Here is an 18,460-nt window from a genome sequence, read left to right as displayed (position 1 = left end):
AATATATGTCACTTTTGATTGTACCACAGCTGTAAAAATCTCACAATAATAGTTTGAATATTCGGTTATATTGTCCTGTTTGATCTTATAATTCGACAGGTGTGTCCTAATGCTTTTATACTACTTGTTTAGTGAGACAAAAGCATTTAGTTTGTCCCATGTTATACTACTAAAAAAACTTAGATATAACATGGAGGTAAACAGGTATGAGTATCTTAAAGAATGATTGGAACGAACTGCTTAAAGATCAGTTTGAGCAGCCTTATTATAAAGAGCTCCGCGAATTTTTAAAAAAGGAATACCAAGAGGAAATTGTTTATCCCTCAATGCACCACCTTTTTGAAGCCCTTCAATTAACATCTTACCGTGATACAAAAGTGGTCATTCTTGGACAGGATCCCTACCACGGACCTAATCAAGCACATGGACTAAGCTTTTCAGTGAGGCCTGATGTGCGCATCCCGCCATCTCTTCAAAATATGTTTAAAGAATTAAAAGAAGATCTCGGCGCTTCGGTTCCTAATAACGGATATCTTGTTCCCTGGGCAGAGCAAGGTGTTCTTTTATTAAATACCGTTCTATCGGTAAGGGGAGGACAAGCAGCTTCACATAAAGGTCGCGGCTGGGAGCTTTTTACCGATCGGGTGATTGACCTTCTGAATGAAAGAGAAAAGCCTGTCATTTTTGTGCTTTGGGGTAAGCATGCAGAAGCAAAAAGCAAGCGAATTACAAATGACCATCATTATATCATTACAGCTCCGCATCCGAGTCCCCTGTCAGCTCATCGTGGATTTTTTGGAAGCAGACCATTTTCAAAAATCAATAGGATATTAACAGAAATGGGCGAGGAACCAATCGAATGGCAGCTCCCCAATCGTTAAAAGACTAGGATGTAACGAAAAGGTTTAACTTAGAAGACGAACGAATCGCTAAATAATGTAACTCCCTTAGAAAAAGTTGATCTGAAGGGAGTTTTTCCTGCGCCCTTATAGTGGTTGTTGATCTCCGCTGCAGGCACACGCTTTCCACTGGCGTCACGGCAGCATTCTCATCGTCTTCACTCATAACAGAAATAAATACACTGGAAAATGGGTCCCCTTGCAGTAATTGTTGATCTCCACTACAGGTACTCGCTCACCGCGGAAAGCGAAGCATATTTCAGGAGCGGCAATTCTCCTCTAACATATATTTGTTTTCAAACGATTTTTGCCCCAGTTGCTCTTCTTTATTACTAGTTTGGTACGTTTGTTATGGGAATATTTTTAAAAATGAGCAAATGCCTTCAAATGGAATTTGTAAAAAGGTAGAATGGAGTAGATTGTACATACTATTTATTCGAACAGATCACAAATGACAGACCACAATAGAAAGGCTAAAAGCAAGATGATAAATAAACTAATTGGCATACTCATTGTTTTACATGTATTTATAATGACAGGCTGTACTAACCCAAATGATGAAGATGAACCGTTATATATTGCAGCTGCATCTGATTTGTATCATGCATTGACGGAGGCGGGGGAGGAATTTACAAATGAGACGGGGATTCCTCTTGAGTTTACGTTTGGTTCTACTGGATTGATTACTCAGCAAATCAACGAGGGTGCGCCTTATGATTTGTTTTTAGCTGCACATGAATCGTATATTGATGAGTTGATTGAGCAAGAAGCAATACTGGCTGGTTCAAAACACTATTATGCTATTGGCCGTAATGTATTGATGTATGAAGAGGAAAGTCTCTTATTAGAAAGCGGGCAAGCGCAGCAATATCTTTTAAGCGATGAGGTAGGGACCATTGCGATTGCTAACCCTGAACACGCGCCTTACGGAAAGGCAGCTAAAGAGACATTAGAGTCATGGGGAATTTGGGAGCAGATAGAAGAAAAGCTCGTCTATGCGGAAAATATTAGACAAGCCTATCAATATGTTGAGTCAGGTAATGCTGATGTTGGTATGGTAGCCTTGGCTTTAGTAAGTGATACAGATTATGAGTATCAACTTGTTGATGAGGCTGCACATGAGCCGATTATTCAGGCACTGGGAATTCCAGCTGTTTCATCAAAGCAGGAAGAAAGTAAGCAATTCATCGAGTATTTAACAGGAAAACGCGGACAAGAAATTTTAGTGAAATACGGGTTTGACCTGCCGTAATGGAGACGATCTTAACACCTTTACTGTTATCGCTTCGAATATCAATGATCGCCACCGCGTTTGCGTTCGTCATTGGAATGTTGCTTGCTTGGTGGTTTGCTTTTCATAAAAACAGGCTTACAAGACTGCTTTCTGTGTTAGTTACGATTCCTTTAATCGTTCCTCCAACCGTCCTTGGATACTATTTACTTATCTCGCTTGGCCGGAACAGCTTCATAGGTCAGTGGGTAGAAGGGTTAACAGGGGAACCGATTGTTTTTACATGGAAAGCGGCGGTTATTGCAGCTGCTATTGCGGCCCTTCCGCTCTTAATCCGCCCGATACAGGCATCGTTTGAGTCCATTTCCACATCGGTACTTGATGCGGCAAAACTAGACGGTGCTCATGGCCTTCAATTACTACGGTATATTATTGCACCGCTCGCTTATAAAGGGATTTTAGCAGGTCTTGTATTAGGGTTTGCGAGGGCGATGGGGGAATTTGGTGCGACGATTATGGTCGCAGGGAATATCCCCGGAAAGACGCAAACCTTGTCCATTGCCATTTATGATGCTGTTCAAGCGAACCGAATGATGGATGCCCATTTAATGGTTCTCGCATTAAGCGTTACAACGATCATTTTTTTAATTCTCCTGTCCAAATGGTATAAATCTTAGTTGAGAATAATTAATTTAAAAAGGAGCTGATAGTTATGAATGCAAGTACAGCGTACGCAACACTCAATAATGGAGTGAAAATGCCTTGGCTTGGTCTAGGGGTGTACAAAGCTGAAGACGGAGCTGAAGTAGAACAAGCAGTTATTAAAGCGATTGAAGCAGGGTATCGAAGCATTGATACGGCAGCTGTTTATTATAATGAAGAAGGTGTTGGCAGCGCCATTAAGAAAAGCGGAGTGGCGAGAGAAGAGCTTTTCATTACGACTAAAGTGTGGAATGACGATCAAGGATATGAGTCTGCTCTTCGTGCATTCGATCAAAGCATGAACAAGCTCGGGCTCGATGTACTGGATCTTTATTTAGTACACTGGCCGGTTGAGGGTAAATTTAAGGATACGTGGAAAGCGCTTGAGACGTTGTATAAAGCAGGAAAAGTTCGTGCGATCGGTGTAAGTAACTTTAATGTAACTCATTTAGAAGAGCTGCTAAAAACAGCTGAAATCAAGCCTATGGTGAATCAAATTGAGTTTCATCCCTATTTATTGCAAGAAGATCTAAGGAAGTATTGTAAGGAGCAAGGGATTCAAGTTGAGGCTTGGCGGCCATTGACAAAAGGCGACATCTTCTCTAATCCAACTGTCCAAGAGATAGCGAATGCTCATAACAAAACCCCTGCACAGGTCTTATTGCGCTGGAATATCGAACATGAAGTCGTAACGATCCCAAAATCTGTAACAGAGTCACGGATTATCGAGAACAGCCAGATCTTTGATTTTGAATTGACACAAGAAGAAATTAGAAAGCTTGATGAGTTAAATGAAGATAAGCGTTATGGTCCGGACCCGGAGACCTTTGACTTTTAATAGGACAGAAGCCTTCAATTAATGTGGATTGAAGGCTTTTCATCGTTAATTATATAAGGAGCGGTTTGCATGCTGCAAAAAGCAACTTTTCTTATCATTGCAGCCCTTGTTGGAGCTGCTTTTTCTTACTTGAATGTTCCTGCAGGGTGGCTATTAGGTTCATTAGTGACAGGTATTGTTAGTGCGTTTTATATTAAAAAACTATTCTTTTCAGATTCGCTTTTTAAAGTATCCTTAGCGCTAATAGGCGGAAATATTGGATTTATGGTGGTCCCCGAACAATTTCTTACTTACCACATGTTAATCGGGCCATTTTTGATTACCCTTATTTTAACGATTGTGGGCGGTATTCTTTTAGGGAGATTTTTATTGAAATATACAGGCATGCACCCCAACACGGCTTTCTTTTGCTGTATGCCTGGAGGGGCTTCAGAGGTGATTGCTCTGAGTAAGGAATATGGAGCGGACCAGCGGCTTGTGGCAGCTTTTCATACAACAAGAATTACTTTGTTTGTCTTCATTATTCCGTTTATAGTCGGTTTGAGTCATCCAGTGGTAAATTCCGGTCTTTCCGCAAACGGTGTATCGTTAACAAGCGGAAGTACAGCGATCGCTGCATTAATCGTTATTGTGATTATGACGTTATGGTTAGGTGCCAGAGTGAGGTTTCCGGGTTCTGCTTTGTTTTTTGCCATAGCTCTTGGTTTTTCAGTGCATCAATGGGTGATTCCCACGTCTGAGATGCCATTTTTTGTGACGGGTCTCGCACAAGCATTAATGGGCGCCATTATTGGGATGCGGTTTGATCGTGAAACCTTTCAGGAAATAAAACGGGTAGGCGGGGCAAGTGCTCTAACACTCGCTTTATACTTTTTGATGAGCTTTGGGCTTGCTGCGATCTTCTTTTTCCTCACTCCTATCAACTATTCGACAAGCCTCTTAAGCATAGTTCCTGCAGGAGCCGCTGAAATGGCTTCAACAGCTACAATGCTTGCTATTGAACCGACAATGGTCGCCACCTTGCAAATGCTTAGAGTTCTAGCCTTATTTCTTGTACTGCCTTTTTTGATCAAGTGGTTTGCCGAGAAACCTAAAACAAACCCGTAGTGAATTCTCACTACGGGTTTGTTTTATTGCATGAAAGGTTGTTGCTGTTGCTGCGTTTGATTTTCGCCGCTATTTGGCATTTGCGGCGGTGCGGTTGTTTTAGCATAAGCTTGTGTCATTGTTTGCATATCTTGCTGCTTTAACTGAGGTACTTGATAATATCCGTGTTTATTTTGGTATAAAAACACTTCATAAGCCATCTCAATCATATTTGGAACTGTATCTGCTAAAATCCTGCGCAGTACAGGGTTCGTCATCTCCACTGAAGTCATTGTCATTGTAGAGGCGGTTGTCTTAAGAAGTCCTAACATATGTGCAGATAAGCCAGCTTCTTTAATTTCTGAAATGGAGCGGTTAGGCTTTTTCGGCTGCGTTGGGCTGATACCGAATACGACATCATTGGATTGAGTCATTTTATATACATCTGTCGATCCGCCTTGTGGCTTCGATCCCATAGAAAATGCATCTACGATTAAATTATATTGACTCTCAATAAAAGCGTACTGGCGATCAAGAATGTCAATTAACTCTTGGTCCTTCATAAATGAACGGAACATCATATATTGATCAAGGACGTTAATCATTTCTGCGATAATCTCATGCGCATCAAATACTTCGTGGCCTCCGTGGCTCATGTTTTGCGGTAATTGATTTGACTGCAATTGGTTTGACTGCATTTGAGATTGATTCATCATTTGCTGTTGTTGGTTTAATTGATTTGGCTGGTTCATCATAAAACCTCCCTGTCTCTTTAGAGGAAGACGAAAATCCCCCTTTGTTACTCTTTCTCTAATCACATTTTTCATTCTGGTACTTTTAGTAAAATGACTGAAACCCCAATGTATTAAGCGTTTTCATGGTTGTGAGGGTAAACAGAAACCATGTCAGCTTATCTTACAAGACAGTAGATTCTGAATATTCAAAACGTATAATAGGACTTAACAACAGATGTTAGCTTACATGACGAACAGAGTAAGCAGCTTCAAAAACAAAGGGGGAGTCAGAAGATGGATGAATTATTTTTGATGAATAACCTGTGGGTAATGGTTTGTGCGGTGCTTGTCATGTTAATGCAAGGTGGGTTTATCTTGCTTGAAGCAGGTTCAACCAGAATGAAGAATGCAGGGCATATTGCAGGGAAAACCATTTTTACAATTGGGATTGCATCACTCGTATTCTGGGCAGTAGGTTATGGATTTATATATGGCGAAGGGAATTTATTTATTGGACTAAGTGATTTCTTCTTCGGAGATTTCACCACGATGTTTGATGGCTTAGCAGGATCGATTGATTTCTTTTTCCAGCTGGCATTTGCAGCTATTGCTTTAACGATTGCCTTCGGAGGATTTGCTGAGCGTGCGAAATTATCTGCATATATCGTATTTGCCGTATTATTCTCGGCATTTGTGTATCCAATTGTTGCGCACTGGATTTGGGGTGACGGCTGGTTAGCTGAGCTTGGTAAGCAAGATTTCGCAGGTTCAACGGTTGTTCATTTAACAGGTGCAATGGCGGCCCTTGCAGCAACGATTCTATTGAAGCCTCGTCTTGGAAAGTTCAATAAAGATGGTTCAGTAAATGATTTAGCAGGGCATAACCAGGTGTATACAGCATTAGGGGTTTTAATTTTATGGGTTGGTTGGTTCGGATTTAACGCAGGTAGTACATTAGGTGTAGACGGGGCATTCTTCGGATATGTTGCATTAAACACTCAGCTTGCAGCAGCTGCTGGTGCAGTAGCCGCTCTATTTATTGCCTGGGCAATTCTCGGTAAATCAGATGTTCCGACGATGTTAAACGGGGCATTGGCAGGTCTTGTAGCCATTACAGCATCTTGTGCATTCGTTGCTCCTTGGGCAGCAGTTATTATCGGCCTTATTGGCGGACTAATCGTATTCTTCAGTATGAAATTCTTTGATAAAGCAAAAATTGACGATCCAATCTTTGCGCTGTCTGTACACGGTGTTGCTGGTGTTTGGGGTACAATCTCAACTGGATTCTTTGCTACACCAGAACTAGCAGCATTAAATGGCGGAAGTGCCGGTTTATTTTATGGCGGTGGATTTTCTCAATTAGGTGTTCAAGCATTGAGCGTAGTCGTTTGCGGAGCATTTGCTTTTATAGCATCTTATGTATTGTTGTTAGTGACAAAAGCGATTGTCGGAGGCCTGCGTGTATCTGAAGAAGAAGAAATTCTTGGTCTTGATTTAAGTGAACACGGAAGCTATGGATATCCTGAAAGCATGCCGGAAAAAGAAGAAAAAGCAGGAGCATAGGATGTCTGTTTCCAAGAAGGTCTCTTTTATCGAAGATGAGCACCGTGATGAAGATTTAAGGCAATCAGCATTGAATGAAGTAAAACCGAGCAAGCTGCAAGATATTCATGAACGAATGATGGAGCATGCAGTGTGCCGGGCATTGAAAACTGTTGAAAGTGAGTGGGGAAGTCCTCCTGCTCACTTTGCTTTCTTTGTAATGGGAAGTGCAGGCAGGCTTGAGCAGTCTTATTATAGTGACCAAGATCATGGAATCGTCTATGACGATGACTCTAATGAATTTGAAGATTATTTTATGAGGCTTGGCGGTGAAATTACCTCAGAGCTGAAGGCAGCCGGCTATGAAGAGTGTGACGGTAAAGTAATGGCTTCAACAAAACGCTGGTGTAAGTCGAGGGCTGCGTGGCAAAAGCAAATCGATCAGTGGGTAAAAGAGGATACGTGGGAGACGCTTCGTTATGTGTTAACATTAGCTGATGCCAGACATTTTATGGGTGAAGCTGATTATATTATTGAGTTGAAAGAGCGGTTGCAGCATCATTTGAAAGGAAAACCAGATCTTCTTAAACGGTTAACGGAAAACACGGGGAGAGTAAAAAAAGGGATCGGCTTTTTCGGTCAATTATTAACAGAGCCAAAAGGAATTCACCAAGGTAAATTTGATCTCAAGCAAACGGTACTCTTTCCTTACGTGAATGGACTGCGCCTTCTTGCGTTAAAAGAAAACATTATGGCGACCTCTACCCTTGAGAGGATGAAGAAGCTTCCTGCGGCTTATGGTCATATAAAAAGCCATCAGCTTTCTTTTCAAGAATTGCTCACTCACCGGCTCTCTTTTCAACGTGGCCACAAAGAATATGCTGGGATTCACTTTGTTGATGTTGACCGCCTTTCTTCTTCTGACAAACAGCGTCTAAAAGAATGGGTGCGTGAGGGGCACGAGCTGTATCAATATATTGAAAATGTATTAATGAAGGGTTGATCCTCATGGTAATGAACCATATGGTGCAATTGGTTAAACAGCTATCGACTAAATTAAGTCCTAGTATGTATGCTTCTACCTTGCAAAGCTCACAAGCTGAAGGCTTAGCAAGGCTGAGGCAGATTCAAAGAGAATTAAAAAATGATGACGTACTCGATCAGCCTCTTCATTCCCTTTCTTTTATAGTTTTTGATTTAGAAACAAGCGGCTTCTTTCCCGACAAAGGCGACGAAATACTCTCAATAGGGGCCGTGAAGATGAAAGGAGCTGAGGTGCTTTTCGAAGAGAGCTTTTATTCTACAGTGCAATGTAAGAAAGAACCGTCTTCAGATGTATTGTCGCTTACAGGTCTTACGTTAGAAGAGCTCCAATCTTCAAGGCCATTAATAGAGGTATTAAATGATTTTTATGAATTTGTCGGAGGGGGGACCTTAGTTGCTCATCATGCTACTCATGAAAAACGTTTTATGTCCCACATGACGTGGCAGTTAATGAGGATGCCGTTTGCCCACCGAATTATTGATACAACTTTCCTTACAAGGGTGGTTGCTCACGATGAAAATCTTGTAACCTTAGATGAATGCTGCATCTACTACAATATCCCTATCACAACGAGGCATCATGCCCTCTATGATGCGAAAATGACAGCTGAACTTTGGGGGCAGTCCTTAAAGCTTGCACAAGAGAAAGGATTTTCGACGTTACGCGAGATTTATATTTATTTAGCAACATTAAAAAAATAGTTTTAAAAATATAGGGTTGGTAAAGGAGGGGAGGGTGTGGATCCGACGGTTTCTAAAAAGAAAGCCTGTTTTCCGATTCGTGTCGTGATGGAGATGACAAGTCTCACAGCAAGGCAGATCCGTTACTACGAGGAACAAGGATTAATTAAACCGGTGCGAAATGAAGGAAACCAACGAATGTTTTCTTTAGAAGACATTGAAAGATTTAGATTAATTAAATCCTATATTGAACAGGGCATTAATGTAGCCGGTATAAAGACTATTTTGGCAGCCAACGTGCAGGATGTGTAACCTGCGTGATGGTTGTCTTTTTATGTTCTCCATATGATAATATGGGAAGAGAAAAGAGAGGTGTCAGTTATGAATATTTCAGGAAAATCGATCGTCAATCAGATGGAAGAGCAGGTAAGTCGTTTGCGTGAAGCTGTTGATAGGGGCGATGTCTCGGCAATTCGTGAGTATACTGCCGTGATTGAATCTCATTGCCAGCTCATTAAAAGCGGAACCTCTGCCAAGCAGACAGAAATACCTGCGGCTTCATATGCACATACACCAGTTCAAGCTACTTATCCAAACGAGACAAAAATTATTTCAACTTCCGTGCAGCAAAATGAGCCAGCTCCGCCCAAAGATAATCTACTCGACTTTTAGTCAAACCTGCTCCAAGAAGAATGGGGCGGGTTTTATTTTGTATATAAAGGATTTATTCACCAAATATTGAAAAAAGTGAAACCGACAAGGAGGTTAATGCGTCTATATAGAGAAGCGTGATCTTATAGAGAGGGGAGCAGCCAACATACTATGGCTAAATGGTCTACTTTTCAAATTCTTGTCATCGCAAATGTAATCTTATTTATGTTTATGTTAGAGAGAATGGTGAGCTCTCGTACCATCCAGCCGCCTACTGCTGGTGAGCCAGCTGTTAACAGCAGCTTTTCTACTCTCATTGTCTACATAATTATTTTAATCGGTGTTTATTTATTATTTCTATTTGAAGCCAAAAAGAATAGAGACATTTTTCGTCATAAAGCATGGCTGAAAATGCCTCAAGTATCCTTTGTGATTGCAATTGCATCTACTGTTCTTTTTCTTGTGATGGCCACAATCGGCCCTTTATTTGCCTGGGTAGAACAATTTCGTTTTCTTCTCTACTTATTAGGCAGTGTGTTTTTGTTTATGACATACTTGTTTATCTTTTCACTGATCCATAAGAGCCGTTTTGATGAAAAGCGTGTGGAAGGAGCCGTTCACTGGTCGTTAATCTGGACAACCGTGTTATTTGCAGGAACATTTTATCTTTTTCCTAGCCTATGATTATAGTTTATTTTGCCATTCAACTAAAACCGCGTAGTCAAGAGACTCATCATCATCTAAATAATTCGGCAGAGCTTGCAGAGGAGTCAGACCTTGTTTGATCATGAACGATAAAACAAGGTCATGAATCTCGCCTGAATGTACCTTTTTAATGTAGGAATCAATATCTAAGTGCTGAGCATATTCATGATAATTAGGAACTCTGCAGCCAGCTAAGAATCGGGTGAGTTCAAGCTCTTCCACAACCTCTTTTCTTGCTTCGTACAGGGCACCTGCAATCCCTCGGCCACGGTAGCTAGGTCTTACACAGACATCAATTCCGTATAAGCTGTCCCCGTGTGGATTATGGTTGCGGCGAATAAAGCCATTGTCACTTACCTCATCCCAGGTGTGCGGCTCGCCAGTATATTGAATAATAAGGGAGGTAGCTGACCCGACGATTACTCCATCAATCTCAGCGACAAGAGCTCCCTTTGGAAATGTTTCCACATGCGATCTTATTTGTTCCTTGCTCCACCACAATTCCTCAGGAAAAGGCGGCGGGAATGCTTCTTTCTGAACATCAAGCAACCCTTCATAATCCTCTAATGTATATGGGCGAATGTTCAATTTACTCATCTAACTCCTCCTATTACTTCTTTTCTGTCAGTTTATCTGATTTTTCCAAATGTTTCACATGAAAAAACTTAGAAAATGGCAATTTGTTTAATTTTCACTTTGAAATTTTGTTTTAGACATTAGTATGCTATTCTTAAAACAACATTAGATTGTAATGGTAAGGAGTGTAAAGATGGCTAAACTATTCATTTTACTAGGCAGTATTGTGATGGCATTGTCTGTAGCGATTGGAGCATTTGGGGCACATGGACTTGAGCCGCGTTTATCAGAGCGTATGATGAAAAATTACCAAACAGGCGTGCAATATCATATGATACATGGGATTGGATTATTAATTGTTGGGATCGTAGCACTGAAACTGACTTCATCAAGCATGTTAAACGGGGCAGGCTGGAGTTTTCTTATTGGAATTATTTTATTCTCAGGAAGCTTGTATGCCATGGCGTTAACAGGCATTACTAAACTTGGAGCGATTACACCGATTGGCGGATTAGCATTTATTGTCGGCTGGGTGCTCTTAGGGGTTGCCGCTGTTAGAGGCTTGTAATAAATAGTTGATAGATGTATATACCTCATAAATAAAAACGCGCTAAGCTGCGCGTTTTTATTTATGTTTCATTAAGGCATAACGTTTCACTAAAATATATGCCAAGGAAAGGAACAGGGAAAGAGTAAGAAACATGATATAGGTGTTTAGGTTAAAATAGAGCTTATTTGTATGCACAGAGAGCAAAGAAGAAGTGATCTGCTCAATGTAATACCAATCAACATAGCCCCATTCCTTTTGATACGCCTCAGCCAAGACTTCACGATAATTATCAAATGCAGTACGTTGATAAGTTAATCCAACTAACCAATGAAGGAGTAGCGCCATCATCGTGATCGTAACTGCACGAATACTAACTCTAAAATGTTCGATGACCTTTATCATTGAAAAAATGAAACCAACGAAAAGAATAACTAAAATAGGTATAAGTAAAAGCATAGGATTTCTGTTTCCTGACACAGAACCAGGGGGAGGGGTGGATAGATTAAAGATATAAAAGAATAAACCGCTCATTAGAATGCTAATAAACAATAAAATAAAGTGTCTTTTCATTGCAGAACCTCATATCTTTGTATATTCATGTGACTATTAAATACTTCTTACAGTTTAGCATTTAATTCCAAATTTTGCGCGTATTTACAAAGTTAATAAAAAAAGACGCCTTCTTCAAAGCGTCTCGTTGTCTATTATTCTGGTCTTGGCGAATATTGTGCTAACTGGGCACCTTGGCCGCTGTTAAATGGATATTCATATTCAATCGGCTCATCAAAGGTTACATAATCTAAATTAACCATTAACAGTAAATAGTACATGCCTGTATCTGGGTCGCTGATCACAATATGATCACGGCCTGCTTCTTCTACACGCCCTCTAAAGATCATGGCATTCCACTCGGAATTATTTTCAAAGGTCATATAAAAAGTACCAATTTTTCCTCGGTTTAAACGTAGAATATTTTCTATAAATGATTGCTCAAGCGGCAGCATTCCCGTACCTCCAAATTGCTGCTGAACAAAACCAGGTACTTGATAGTTTTGAGCAGAGAAAAACTGTCCTGCTTGCGGCTGCATCGTTGGCTGTTGTTGCTGCATCATCGGTTGCTGTTGCTGCATTTGAGCTCCTTGCATTTGCTGGGTAAAAGCCTGTTGATTAATGAAGTCTTTATTATCTGGTTGCTGCTGTGGTGATTGTTGATTCCATGATTGATACACTATTTATCGCCCCTTTTCTCTTTACGTGCCTAGCTTTGGCTCCTTGCCTTGCGGGAAATAACGGTGCATCGAATGATGACAAAAAGCGTCTTCATATCGCTGCCCTAAGTTTTCGAATGCCAGAACATGCCCCTCCGCTTTTAATGTCTAGCTTCAGGGTTCAGGTAATCGGTGGCTTCACTTTGCCAAACGAAGCAAAGAGCGCTTCTCATTGTCAAAGCTCCATCCCCCTCATACCTAAACGAACCCCTCCGCTCTTCTCATTAATACGTTGAGTATACTTCTGGGCATTCAGATGCTAGTGGTGTATAGAAGCAATGTGCTTTGTAGCGTCCGGAGTTCCATTGACCCCACCACTGTGCTGGGCAGGCGCCGTCTGGCCTGAAGAACCATAATGCAAACTCTGCAGGATGTGTGCGTTCTCCTGCGACTGCGCGTCTTGCAAGACGTTTATCCCGTTCTCTCGCATGTTGATAGAAATAGCTTTTTTGTACCGCTTCAAAGCCACCTGGCGACTGAAAGGCCATTTGGGGGACTGAGGTAACATCTGTAAAGTCGAGACAGCCAACCCTCACCCTGTTAACCATGACATTTCCTGCTGCCATCATACCGATTTCTCCTTCACCTTCGGCCTCTGCACGCATCAGCCGAGCGAGCATATCAATATCGCTTGAAGACGTCTTTATCACTGCCATTTCTCCACCTCCATTCAAAGTTGATGTATGTCTTTTGAGGTTTTACTTCACTTCGAGGAGCGTTTTGTTGTGCCTCTATGTAGCAGAGAACACGACGATTGGCGAGGCCATTACCGTTACTTGACTATATGAAGCGTCATATGGGCTTATTCCAAAAACAACGAAAATAAAAAACACATTGACTATGAGTCAATGTGTTTTATTCGTCCAAACCTATTCAGTTACTGGAACTTGCTGTTTAGGCTGCTGCTTTAGCACCTTCTCTTTAGAAGGCTCTTCTCTTCTTCTAGCAATTTCGTTTTTAAAGTAGCTGATTACTCGTGCCGTAACGGCTATCGAGAGAACCGATGCGATACCGCGTAAGAATCCAACTGTATAAAAGCTTGTTAAAACAACCATGAAATCAAAGGCAAATGTCGTTTTGCCCGGGTCAATATTCCAGCGTTTCTGAAGGAACAATGCTAAAATGTTGGCTCCACCAAGAGATGACCCATTCATAAATAAAAGAGATAGACCAATACCAATTATAAATCCGCCGACAACCGCACCTACCCAGATCGGTACAGTGAAAGCAGGCAAAAAGTAGTCAAACCCTGTGACAACCGATAATAAGCTTACAGAAATAATGGTGGTAAACGTGAAATTCCAGCCCATTCTCATCATTGAGAAAATATAAAATGGAATATTAATTAAGAAGAACGTCACCCCGAATGGCAGGCTTAATAAGTATGCCACACTTAATGAAAGACCTGCTGTTCCGCCCGTAACAATATTTGCATGCTTCAAAAGAATAACACCTATACTTGTGATAACAATCGCAAGCAAGATCATCAGCCATTTCTTCATCTAATCACACCTTCCTCAATATAAATCCGCACTATATCATATTTTTAATTTTAATCGTTGATTGGACGTTTTTGCATAGTATAATGAAGGAATAAAACTTGTTTATCCTTCATTTAGAATAGATTGATAGTTGTTTTATATCAAAGTGTAAAGGGGAGATTGTGATGGACAAAATAGATATCAAAATACTCGAACTAGTGCAGCAAAATGCTCGGATAACAATCAGCGAATTATCAAAAGAGCTGGCCCTCAGCCGTCCGAGTGTGTCTGAAAGGCTGCAACGATTGCATGAAAAGGGAATCATTGAAGAATATTCGGCTCGTATTTCTTTTGAGGCTGTAGGGAGAGAAATTCTGCTAATTATTCTCGTAAGCGGGCTGAAGGTTCCGCTGCAAGAGTTTGAGGAAATGGTGAAAAGAGAAGAGAAAATCATTGAGTGCCATCGTGTGACAGGGGAAGTTAGTTATTTTCTAAAAGCAGCCGTACCTACGATGAATAGTATGAGAATCTTAATCGACACCTTAATTCCATATGGCAATATTAATACTTCAACGGTCATAGGTTCGCCTGTACCTTATCGCTCAATTCTGCCGATTAAAGAGAGTAAAGAATAAAAAAGAACGGCTTATCTCCGCCGTTTCTTTTTGTTTAATTCAATTAAAAAAAGGTATCTCATTAAATAAGTGTTGGTAGTGACGTGCAACGTCTGTTGGATTCAGGGGTGGGTGAAAAAGAAAGCCTTGGCCGATATGGCATTGATGTTCATTTAGAAAATCAGCTTGGGAAGGTTCTTCAATTCCCTCGGCAATAATTTTAAAATCAAGATTATGTCCTAAATCAATAATTGTCTTGGCGATCGCTGCCTTATTAGGGTTTGTCAAAATATGTTTAATGAATGAGCGGTCGATTTTTAAGATATCAATGGGAAGCTGGTCTAGAGCGCTCAAAGAAGAGTACCCAGTCCCAAAATCATCAATGGCTACTTTAATACCGTATTGCTTTATCAGCTGAAGCTTTTCAACTGTGTGCACAAAATGGTGAGTGGTGCTTTCTGTTAATTCAATTTCTAGGTACTGAGGGTGAAGCTTGGATTCTTTTAGTACATTCAATACGTTCCATACAAATTCTGGGTCTCTGAACTGCTGGGAAGAAACATTAATAGAAACAGGAACTCTGACAAATCCTTGTTCCTGCCATGCTTTGTTCTGGCGGCAGGCCTCTTTAAGTACCCAGGTTCCTATATCGGTGATTATTCCCGTTTCTTCGGCGATAGGGATAAATTCCTCAGGGCTTATCAAACCAAGTTCAGGGTTATTCCATCTGATTAAAGCTTCAAACCCTCTAAGTTCGTGGGAATTCAGATGAACTTGAGGTTGATAGTTCAAGATAAACTCCTTGTTTTTTAGGGCTGTTCTTAATTTGTTTTCAAGCAGGTGTCTTCTGCTTAAAAGACTGCTTGGTTCGCTTGAATAAAATTGAAAGTTATTTTTACCGCGCTCTTTAGCCATATACATCGCCGTATCGGCGTTCTTCATCATACTCTCAATATCATTTCCATCTTTAGGGAACATGCTGATGCCGATACTAGGTGAAATGAAAAACTCCTTTCCTGCATAAACGAAGGGGTAGGAAAGACAATCAAGAATACGTCCTGCAATCGCTCTGACTTCCTCTTCATTCATGTCCTCTAGTACAATGAGAAATTCATCGCCGCCCTGTCTGCCAATCATCCCGTTTTCACAAATCGTCTGAGAAAGCTTTTCTGCTACTTCCTTTAACAAAAGGTCCCCAACTTGATGACCGAGTAAATCATTCACAAGTTTAAAGCGGTCTAGGTCTAGATACAGAAGTGTGAGGGAAGAGTTGTTTACTTTGGCGTACTCAATTGAACGCTTTAAATATTCTTCAATATGATAACGGTTAGGCAGTCCTGTCAACGCATCGTGATAGGCTTGGTGTTCAATCCGTTTCCGTGCTTGATTAATTCGTATGTTCATTTCATTAAATTGAGTCATTAACTGCCTGATTTCTGGATAGGCAGCCATGCTTTCATCAATCGATTGTCCAAGATCATCATGAATTGTCGTTTGAGATGGAGTGTGGTGATGATCTAGTAACTTTCGATTCGAGTTTGCTAGTTGGTCTAAGGAACGTTTTAACAACTCTTCTGTACATTTTCGTTCGGTAATGTCTGTTCGGATCGAAACATACTGATAAGGCTTGCCGCGGCTGTCGAGAAAAGGAACGATGGTTGTGTGTACCCAATAAAAGCTGCCGTCTTTTGCTTTATTTTTTACCTCGCCTCTCCATACTTTTCCTCGGCTGATTGTTCGCCATAAATGTACAAAGAAATCACTTGAATGATAACTAGACTTGAGCATTCGATGGTTTTGTCCTAGCAATTCATCCCTGTCATACTTTGAAATTTTGCAAAACATATCGTTTACAAACGTAATCGTCCCTTTGTTGTCGGTAATGGCAATGATAGATGCCTCATTTAAGGCATGTAAAATATGCGATGTTAATGACAAGTCTCTTACCGGTAATACACTATTCAATCTGCACCCCTCCTTAATTCGTGTGTATATGAGTAATAAGTCCTAAATTATATTATGTGGGCAGTAATATCATGGTTATTTATTCACATGTTAACACAATTTGTACGATTTTCCTTCAATGAAAAAACAATTTGTTGTAGAAAAATGACAGAGGAATAAAAAAGCACTAGACCTCATCTGGTCTAGTGCTTGTGCCTTCTTAAATATTGAAGAAGCTTTGCAGGTTTTCTTCTGTTAAGATGTTTCCAACATAGAACGATCCAAACTCACCGAAACGTGCGGATACTTCATCAAAGCGCATTTCATAAACAAGTTTCTTAAACTGAAGCACGTCATCAGCGAATAATGTTACGCCCCATTCCCAATCATCAAAGCCAACAGAGCCTGTGATTACTTGTTTTACTTTGCCAGCATAACTGCGGCCGATCATCCCATGGCTGCGCATCATTTCACGACGAGAGTCCATCGGCAGCATGTACCAGTTATCATCGCCATCACGGCGCTTGTCCATTGGATAGAAGCAAATATGCTTTGCTTTCGGAAGCTCTGGGTACAGACGAGCACGAACATGCGGGTTTTGATATGGGTCTTCATCGCTGTCGCCTGCCATGTAGTTACTTAGCTCAACTACAGAAACGTAAGAATAGGTAGGAATCGTGAACTCAGCAAAACGAGTTTTGTTAAAAGCGTTCTCAATTTCATTTAGCTCTTCCATAGTTGGGCGAAGCAGCATGAACATGATATCCGCTTTTTGACCTACAACTGTATAAACAGCATGGCTGCCGTTTCCTGCTTTTTCTGTTGTATTCCAATCTTCAAGCATCGTAATATATTCATTTAAAATTTCTTGGCGGTCTTCAGCAGGAAGCATTTTCCAAGCGGGCCAATTAATCGTACGGAAATCATGCAGGCAGTACCAGCCGTCTAGCGTTTTAGCAGCTTCATTCATTTTATAAAACACTCCTTTAGCGATATATGTAACGTATCTTAAGTATTCCTTATCACTCGTTACTATACCATAAATAAGGCGGTTCCAAAAATAACAAACACCCCAGAGGCGAGTCCGGGGTGTGAAATGTCATGCTCTGTTCACAAACTGAGCAACTGCATATTTATGTTCTTTTGTGGCACCCGCAATGCGTTGTGTTTCTACTTCCATTTCAAGTACTTCTTCTAAGCTCTTATCAAAGCCTTTACGGAAGTTTTTCTTCATTAAACCAAATGCAGCTGGAGAAACCGTTTTCAAATGTGCGATCAATGGTTCCGGGGTGCCGACTTGATTAATGAGGTTAATTCTTTCTGCTTCTTCTGCAGAGATGATTTCACCTAGCGCAAGCTCAGTCGCTTTTCCTAAGCCAACTAATCTTGGCAGGAAGTAGGAAGCACCGGCATCTGGAACTAAGCCGATTTTCATAAAGCCAAGCCCGATTTTCGCGTCTCTATGTGCGACACGGAAGTCACATGCAAGCGCAATGCTCAAGCCAGCTCCAACGGCAATGCCGTTCAGATGGGCAACAATGGGCTTTTCAATATTCATCAATTGCAGAACTAGCTTGTTGTATGTTTCACGTAAATACGTACCGTAATCAACAGAATCAACCTCTTCTTCTGCGAAGCTCTTTAAGTCAGCGCCTGCACTAAACGCACCGTCACGCCCCTCAAGAACAATAACGCGTACATTCTCATCCTTATTCGCTTCGTTAAATGCGCTATATAACGCCGTATGCATCTCTACATTTAGTGCATTCTTTACATGGGGACGATTAAGAGTAATCGTCGCTACGTGATCATGTACCTCATATAAAACGACTTCTTGGTTCATTGGTTCACTCTCCTAAAAAGTTTCTTCTTTCATACCACTACTTCTTTTACTTTCGACACATACTTGAATTT

Annotated in this window: 22 protein-coding genes; 13 read left to right on the top strand and 9 right to left on the bottom strand. The window is 40.9% G+C overall.

Going from position 1 to position 18,460, the window contains the following annotated elements:
* Window positions 1-206 precede the first annotated feature (206 nt).
* From BPOF4_RS18570 to BPOF4_RS18550, 5 genes are all read left to right on the top strand, one after another.
* Complete coding sequence (locus BPOF4_RS18570) at window positions 207-881, top strand: uracil-DNA glycosylase (protein ID WP_012960796.1); 675 nt, start codon at window positions 207-209, stop codon at window positions 879-881.
* A 502-nt stretch (window positions 882-1,383) separates the two neighbouring features.
* The gene (gene modA, locus BPOF4_RS18565) at window positions 1,384-2,151 is read left to right on the top strand and encodes a molybdate ABC transporter substrate-binding protein (RefSeq protein ID WP_012960795.1); all 768 of its coding nucleotides are present in this window, start codon (window positions 1,384-1,386) and stop codon (window positions 2,149-2,151) included.
* Window positions 2,151-2,807 carry a molybdate ABC transporter permease subunit gene (modB, locus tag BPOF4_RS18560; protein WP_012960793.1) on the top strand — a complete coding sequence of 219 codons (657 nt, stop codon included), beginning with the start codon at window positions 2,151-2,153 and terminating at the stop codon, window positions 2,805-2,807. The genes modA and modB overlap by 1 nt, the downstream gene beginning before the upstream one ends.
* Before the next feature lie 35 nt (window positions 2,808-2,842).
* Window positions 2,843-3,670 (top strand): aldo/keto reductase, encoded by an 828-nt coding sequence (locus BPOF4_RS18555; protein WP_012960792.1) that lies wholly within the window; start codon window positions 2,843-2,845, stop codon window positions 3,668-3,670.
* Between the two features lie 69 nt (window positions 3,671-3,739).
* The gene (locus BPOF4_RS18550) at window positions 3,740-4,777 is read left to right on the top strand and encodes an AbrB family transcriptional regulator (protein ID WP_012960791.1); all 1,038 of its coding nucleotides are present in this window, start codon (window positions 3,740-3,742) and stop codon (window positions 4,775-4,777) included.
* 23 nt (window positions 4,778-4,800) lie between these two features.
* Here BPOF4_RS18550 and BPOF4_RS18545 read toward each other — a convergent pair whose 3' ends face one another.
* Entirely contained in the window at window positions 4,801-5,469 is a 669-nt protein-coding gene (locus BPOF4_RS18545; protein ID WP_041823094.1) for a spore coat protein, read from the bottom strand.
* A gap of 315 nt (window positions 5,470-5,784) precedes the next feature.
* Between BPOF4_RS18545 and BPOF4_RS18540 the strand changes: the two genes are divergently transcribed.
* From BPOF4_RS18540 to BPOF4_RS18515, 6 genes are all read left to right on the top strand, one after another.
* Window positions 5,785-7,053 (top strand): ammonium transporter, encoded by a 1,269-nt coding sequence (locus tag BPOF4_RS18540; protein WP_012960789.1) that lies wholly within the window; start codon window positions 5,785-5,787, stop codon window positions 7,051-7,053.
* 1 nt (window position 7,054) lies between these two features.
* Window positions 7,055-8,035 (top strand): DUF294 nucleotidyltransferase-like domain-containing protein, encoded by a 981-nt coding sequence (locus BPOF4_RS18535; protein WP_012960788.1) that lies wholly within the window; start codon window positions 7,055-7,057, stop codon window positions 8,033-8,035.
* Between the two features lie 5 nt (window positions 8,036-8,040).
* Window positions 8,041-8,778, top strand: coding sequence for a 3'-5' exonuclease (locus BPOF4_RS18530; protein ID WP_012960787.1), 738 nt, complete (start codon window positions 8,041-8,043; stop codon window positions 8,776-8,778).
* 36 nt (window positions 8,779-8,814) lie between these two features.
* A complete protein-coding gene (locus BPOF4_RS18525; RefSeq protein ID WP_012960786.1) occupies window positions 8,815-9,069 on the top strand; it encodes a MerR family transcriptional regulator in 255 nt (84 codons plus the stop codon).
* 69 nt (window positions 9,070-9,138) lie between these two features.
* Window positions 9,139-9,429, top strand: coding sequence for a YwdI family protein (locus BPOF4_RS18520; protein ID WP_012960785.1), 291 nt, complete (start codon window positions 9,139-9,141; stop codon window positions 9,427-9,429).
* 150 nt (window positions 9,430-9,579) lie between these two features.
* The gene (locus tag BPOF4_RS18515) at window positions 9,580-10,092 is read left to right on the top strand and encodes a hypothetical protein (protein WP_012960784.1); all 513 of its coding nucleotides are present in this window, start codon (window positions 9,580-9,582) and stop codon (window positions 10,090-10,092) included.
* Here the strand turns inward: BPOF4_RS18515 and BPOF4_RS18510 are convergent, their stop codons facing one another.
* Entirely contained in the window at window positions 10,093-10,710 is a 618-nt protein-coding gene (locus BPOF4_RS18510; RefSeq protein ID WP_012960783.1) for a GNAT family N-acetyltransferase, read from the bottom strand.
* A 172-nt stretch (window positions 10,711-10,882) separates the two neighbouring features.
* Here BPOF4_RS18510 and BPOF4_RS18505 point away from each other — a divergent pair, with 172 nt between their 5' ends.
* The gene (locus BPOF4_RS18505) at window positions 10,883-11,257 is read left to right on the top strand and encodes a DUF423 domain-containing protein (RefSeq protein WP_012960782.1); all 375 of its coding nucleotides are present in this window, start codon (window positions 10,883-10,885) and stop codon (window positions 11,255-11,257) included.
* Window positions 11,258-11,314: 57 nt separating this feature from the next.
* Here the strand turns inward: BPOF4_RS18505 and BPOF4_RS18500 are convergent, their stop codons facing one another.
* From BPOF4_RS18500 to BPOF4_RS18485, 4 genes are all read right to left on the bottom strand, one after another.
* On the bottom strand, window positions 11,315-11,809 hold the full coding sequence (locus tag BPOF4_RS18500) for a hypothetical protein (protein ID WP_012960781.1): 495 nt from the start codon (window positions 11,807-11,809) through the stop codon (window positions 11,315-11,317).
* 134 nt (window positions 11,810-11,943) lie between these two features.
* On the bottom strand, window positions 11,944-12,468 hold the full coding sequence (gene gerQ, locus BPOF4_RS18495; RefSeq protein WP_012960780.1) for a spore coat protein GerQ: 525 nt from the start codon (window positions 12,466-12,468) through the stop codon (window positions 11,944-11,946).
* 263 nt (window positions 12,469-12,731) lie between these two features.
* Window positions 12,732-13,163, bottom strand: coding sequence for a cell wall hydrolase (locus BPOF4_RS18490; RefSeq protein ID WP_012960779.1), 432 nt, complete (start codon window positions 13,161-13,163; stop codon window positions 12,732-12,734).
* Window positions 13,164-13,376: 213 nt separating this feature from the next.
* Window positions 13,377-14,009, bottom strand: coding sequence for a YitT family protein (locus BPOF4_RS18485; protein ID WP_012960778.1), 633 nt, complete (start codon window positions 14,007-14,009; stop codon window positions 13,377-13,379).
* A gap of 164 nt (window positions 14,010-14,173) precedes the next feature.
* On the opposite strand from BPOF4_RS18485, the gene BPOF4_RS18480 reads away from it, so the two are divergent.
* Window positions 14,174-14,623 carry an Lrp/AsnC family transcriptional regulator gene (locus tag BPOF4_RS18480; RefSeq protein WP_012960777.1) on the top strand — a complete coding sequence of 150 codons (450 nt, stop codon included), beginning with the start codon at window positions 14,174-14,176 and terminating at the stop codon, window positions 14,621-14,623.
* A gap of 39 nt (window positions 14,624-14,662) precedes the next feature.
* Here BPOF4_RS18480 and BPOF4_RS18475 read toward each other — a convergent pair whose 3' ends face one another.
* The 3 genes from BPOF4_RS18475 to BPOF4_RS18465 form a co-directional block, all read right to left on the bottom strand.
* Window positions 14,663-16,567, bottom strand: coding sequence for a sensor domain-containing protein (locus BPOF4_RS18475; protein ID WP_012960776.1), 1,905 nt, complete (start codon window positions 16,565-16,567; stop codon window positions 14,663-14,665).
* Window positions 16,568-16,766: 199 nt separating this feature from the next.
* Window positions 16,767-17,516 carry a hydrogen peroxide-dependent heme synthase gene (hemQ, locus tag BPOF4_RS18470; protein WP_012960775.1) on the bottom strand — a complete coding sequence of 250 codons (750 nt, stop codon included), beginning with the start codon at window positions 17,514-17,516 and terminating at the stop codon, window positions 16,767-16,769.
* Between the two features lie 129 nt (window positions 17,517-17,645).
* A complete protein-coding gene (locus BPOF4_RS18465; RefSeq protein WP_012960774.1) occupies window positions 17,646-18,389 on the bottom strand; it encodes an enoyl-CoA hydratase/isomerase family protein in 744 nt (247 codons plus the stop codon).
* Window positions 18,390-18,460: the final 71 nt, after the last annotated feature.

The organism is Alkalihalophilus pseudofirmus OF4 (assembly GCF_000005825.2).
In the GTDB taxonomy this organism is placed as follows: domain Bacteria; phylum Bacillota; class Bacilli; order Bacillales; family Bacillaceae_D; genus Alkalihalophilus; species Alkalihalophilus pseudofirmus.
Note: the sequence above shows the minus strand (reverse complement) of the source record. Positions and strands in the feature narration are given on the sequence as shown.

Bases quoted from the DNA above. Each gene is read 5' to 3' on its own strand.
- modB (WP_012960793.1), top strand. From the start codon at position 2,151: ATGGAGACGATCTTAACACCTTTACTGTTATCGCTTCGAATATCAATG.
- BPOF4_RS18545 (WP_041823094.1), bottom strand. From the start codon at position 5,469: ATGAATCAATCTCAAATGCAGTCAAACCAATTGCAGTCAAATCAATTA.
- hemQ (WP_012960775.1), bottom strand. From the start codon at position 17,516: ATGAATGAAGCTGCTAAAACGCTAGACGGCTGGTACTGCCTGCATGAT.
- BPOF4_RS18480 (WP_012960777.1), top strand. From the start codon at position 14,174: ATGGACAAAATAGATATCAAAATACTCGAACTAGTGCAGCAAAATGCT.
- BPOF4_RS18490 (WP_012960779.1), bottom strand. From the start codon at position 13,163: ATGGCAGTGATAAAGACGTCTTCAAGCGATATTGATATGCTCGCTCGG.
- modA (WP_012960795.1), top strand. From the start codon at position 1,384: ATGATAAATAAACTAATTGGCATACTCATTGTTTTACATGTATTTATA.
- BPOF4_RS18515 (WP_012960784.1), top strand. From the start codon at position 9,580: ATGGCTAAATGGTCTACTTTTCAAATTCTTGTCATCGCAAATGTAATC.
- BPOF4_RS18510 (WP_012960783.1), bottom strand. From the start codon at position 10,710: ATGAGTAAATTGAACATTCGCCCATATACATTAGAGGATTATGAAGGG.
- BPOF4_RS18465 (WP_012960774.1), bottom strand. From the start codon at position 18,389: ATGAACCAAGAAGTCGTTTTATATGAGGTACATGATCACGTAGCGACG.
- BPOF4_RS18550 (WP_012960791.1), top strand. From the start codon at position 3,740: ATGCTGCAAAAAGCAACTTTTCTTATCATTGCAGCCCTTGTTGGAGCT.
- BPOF4_RS18530 (WP_012960787.1), top strand. From the start codon at position 8,041: ATGGTAATGAACCATATGGTGCAATTGGTTAAACAGCTATCGACTAAA.
- BPOF4_RS18520 (WP_012960785.1), top strand. From the start codon at position 9,139: ATGAATATTTCAGGAAAATCGATCGTCAATCAGATGGAAGAGCAGGTA.
- BPOF4_RS18535 (WP_012960788.1), top strand. From the start codon at position 7,055: ATGTCTGTTTCCAAGAAGGTCTCTTTTATCGAAGATGAGCACCGTGAT.
- BPOF4_RS18555 (WP_012960792.1), top strand. From the start codon at position 2,843: ATGAATGCAAGTACAGCGTACGCAACACTCAATAATGGAGTGAAAATG.
- BPOF4_RS18540 (WP_012960789.1), top strand. From the start codon at position 5,785: ATGGATGAATTATTTTTGATGAATAACCTGTGGGTAATGGTTTGTGCG.
- BPOF4_RS18500 (WP_012960781.1), bottom strand. From the start codon at position 11,809: ATGAAAAGACACTTTATTTTATTGTTTATTAGCATTCTAATGAGCGGT.
- BPOF4_RS18505 (WP_012960782.1), top strand. From the start codon at position 10,883: ATGGCTAAACTATTCATTTTACTAGGCAGTATTGTGATGGCATTGTCT.
- BPOF4_RS18485 (WP_012960778.1), bottom strand. From the start codon at position 14,009: ATGAAGAAATGGCTGATGATCTTGCTTGCGATTGTTATCACAAGTATA.
- BPOF4_RS18570 (WP_012960796.1), top strand. From the start codon at position 207: ATGAGTATCTTAAAGAATGATTGGAACGAACTGCTTAAAGATCAGTTT.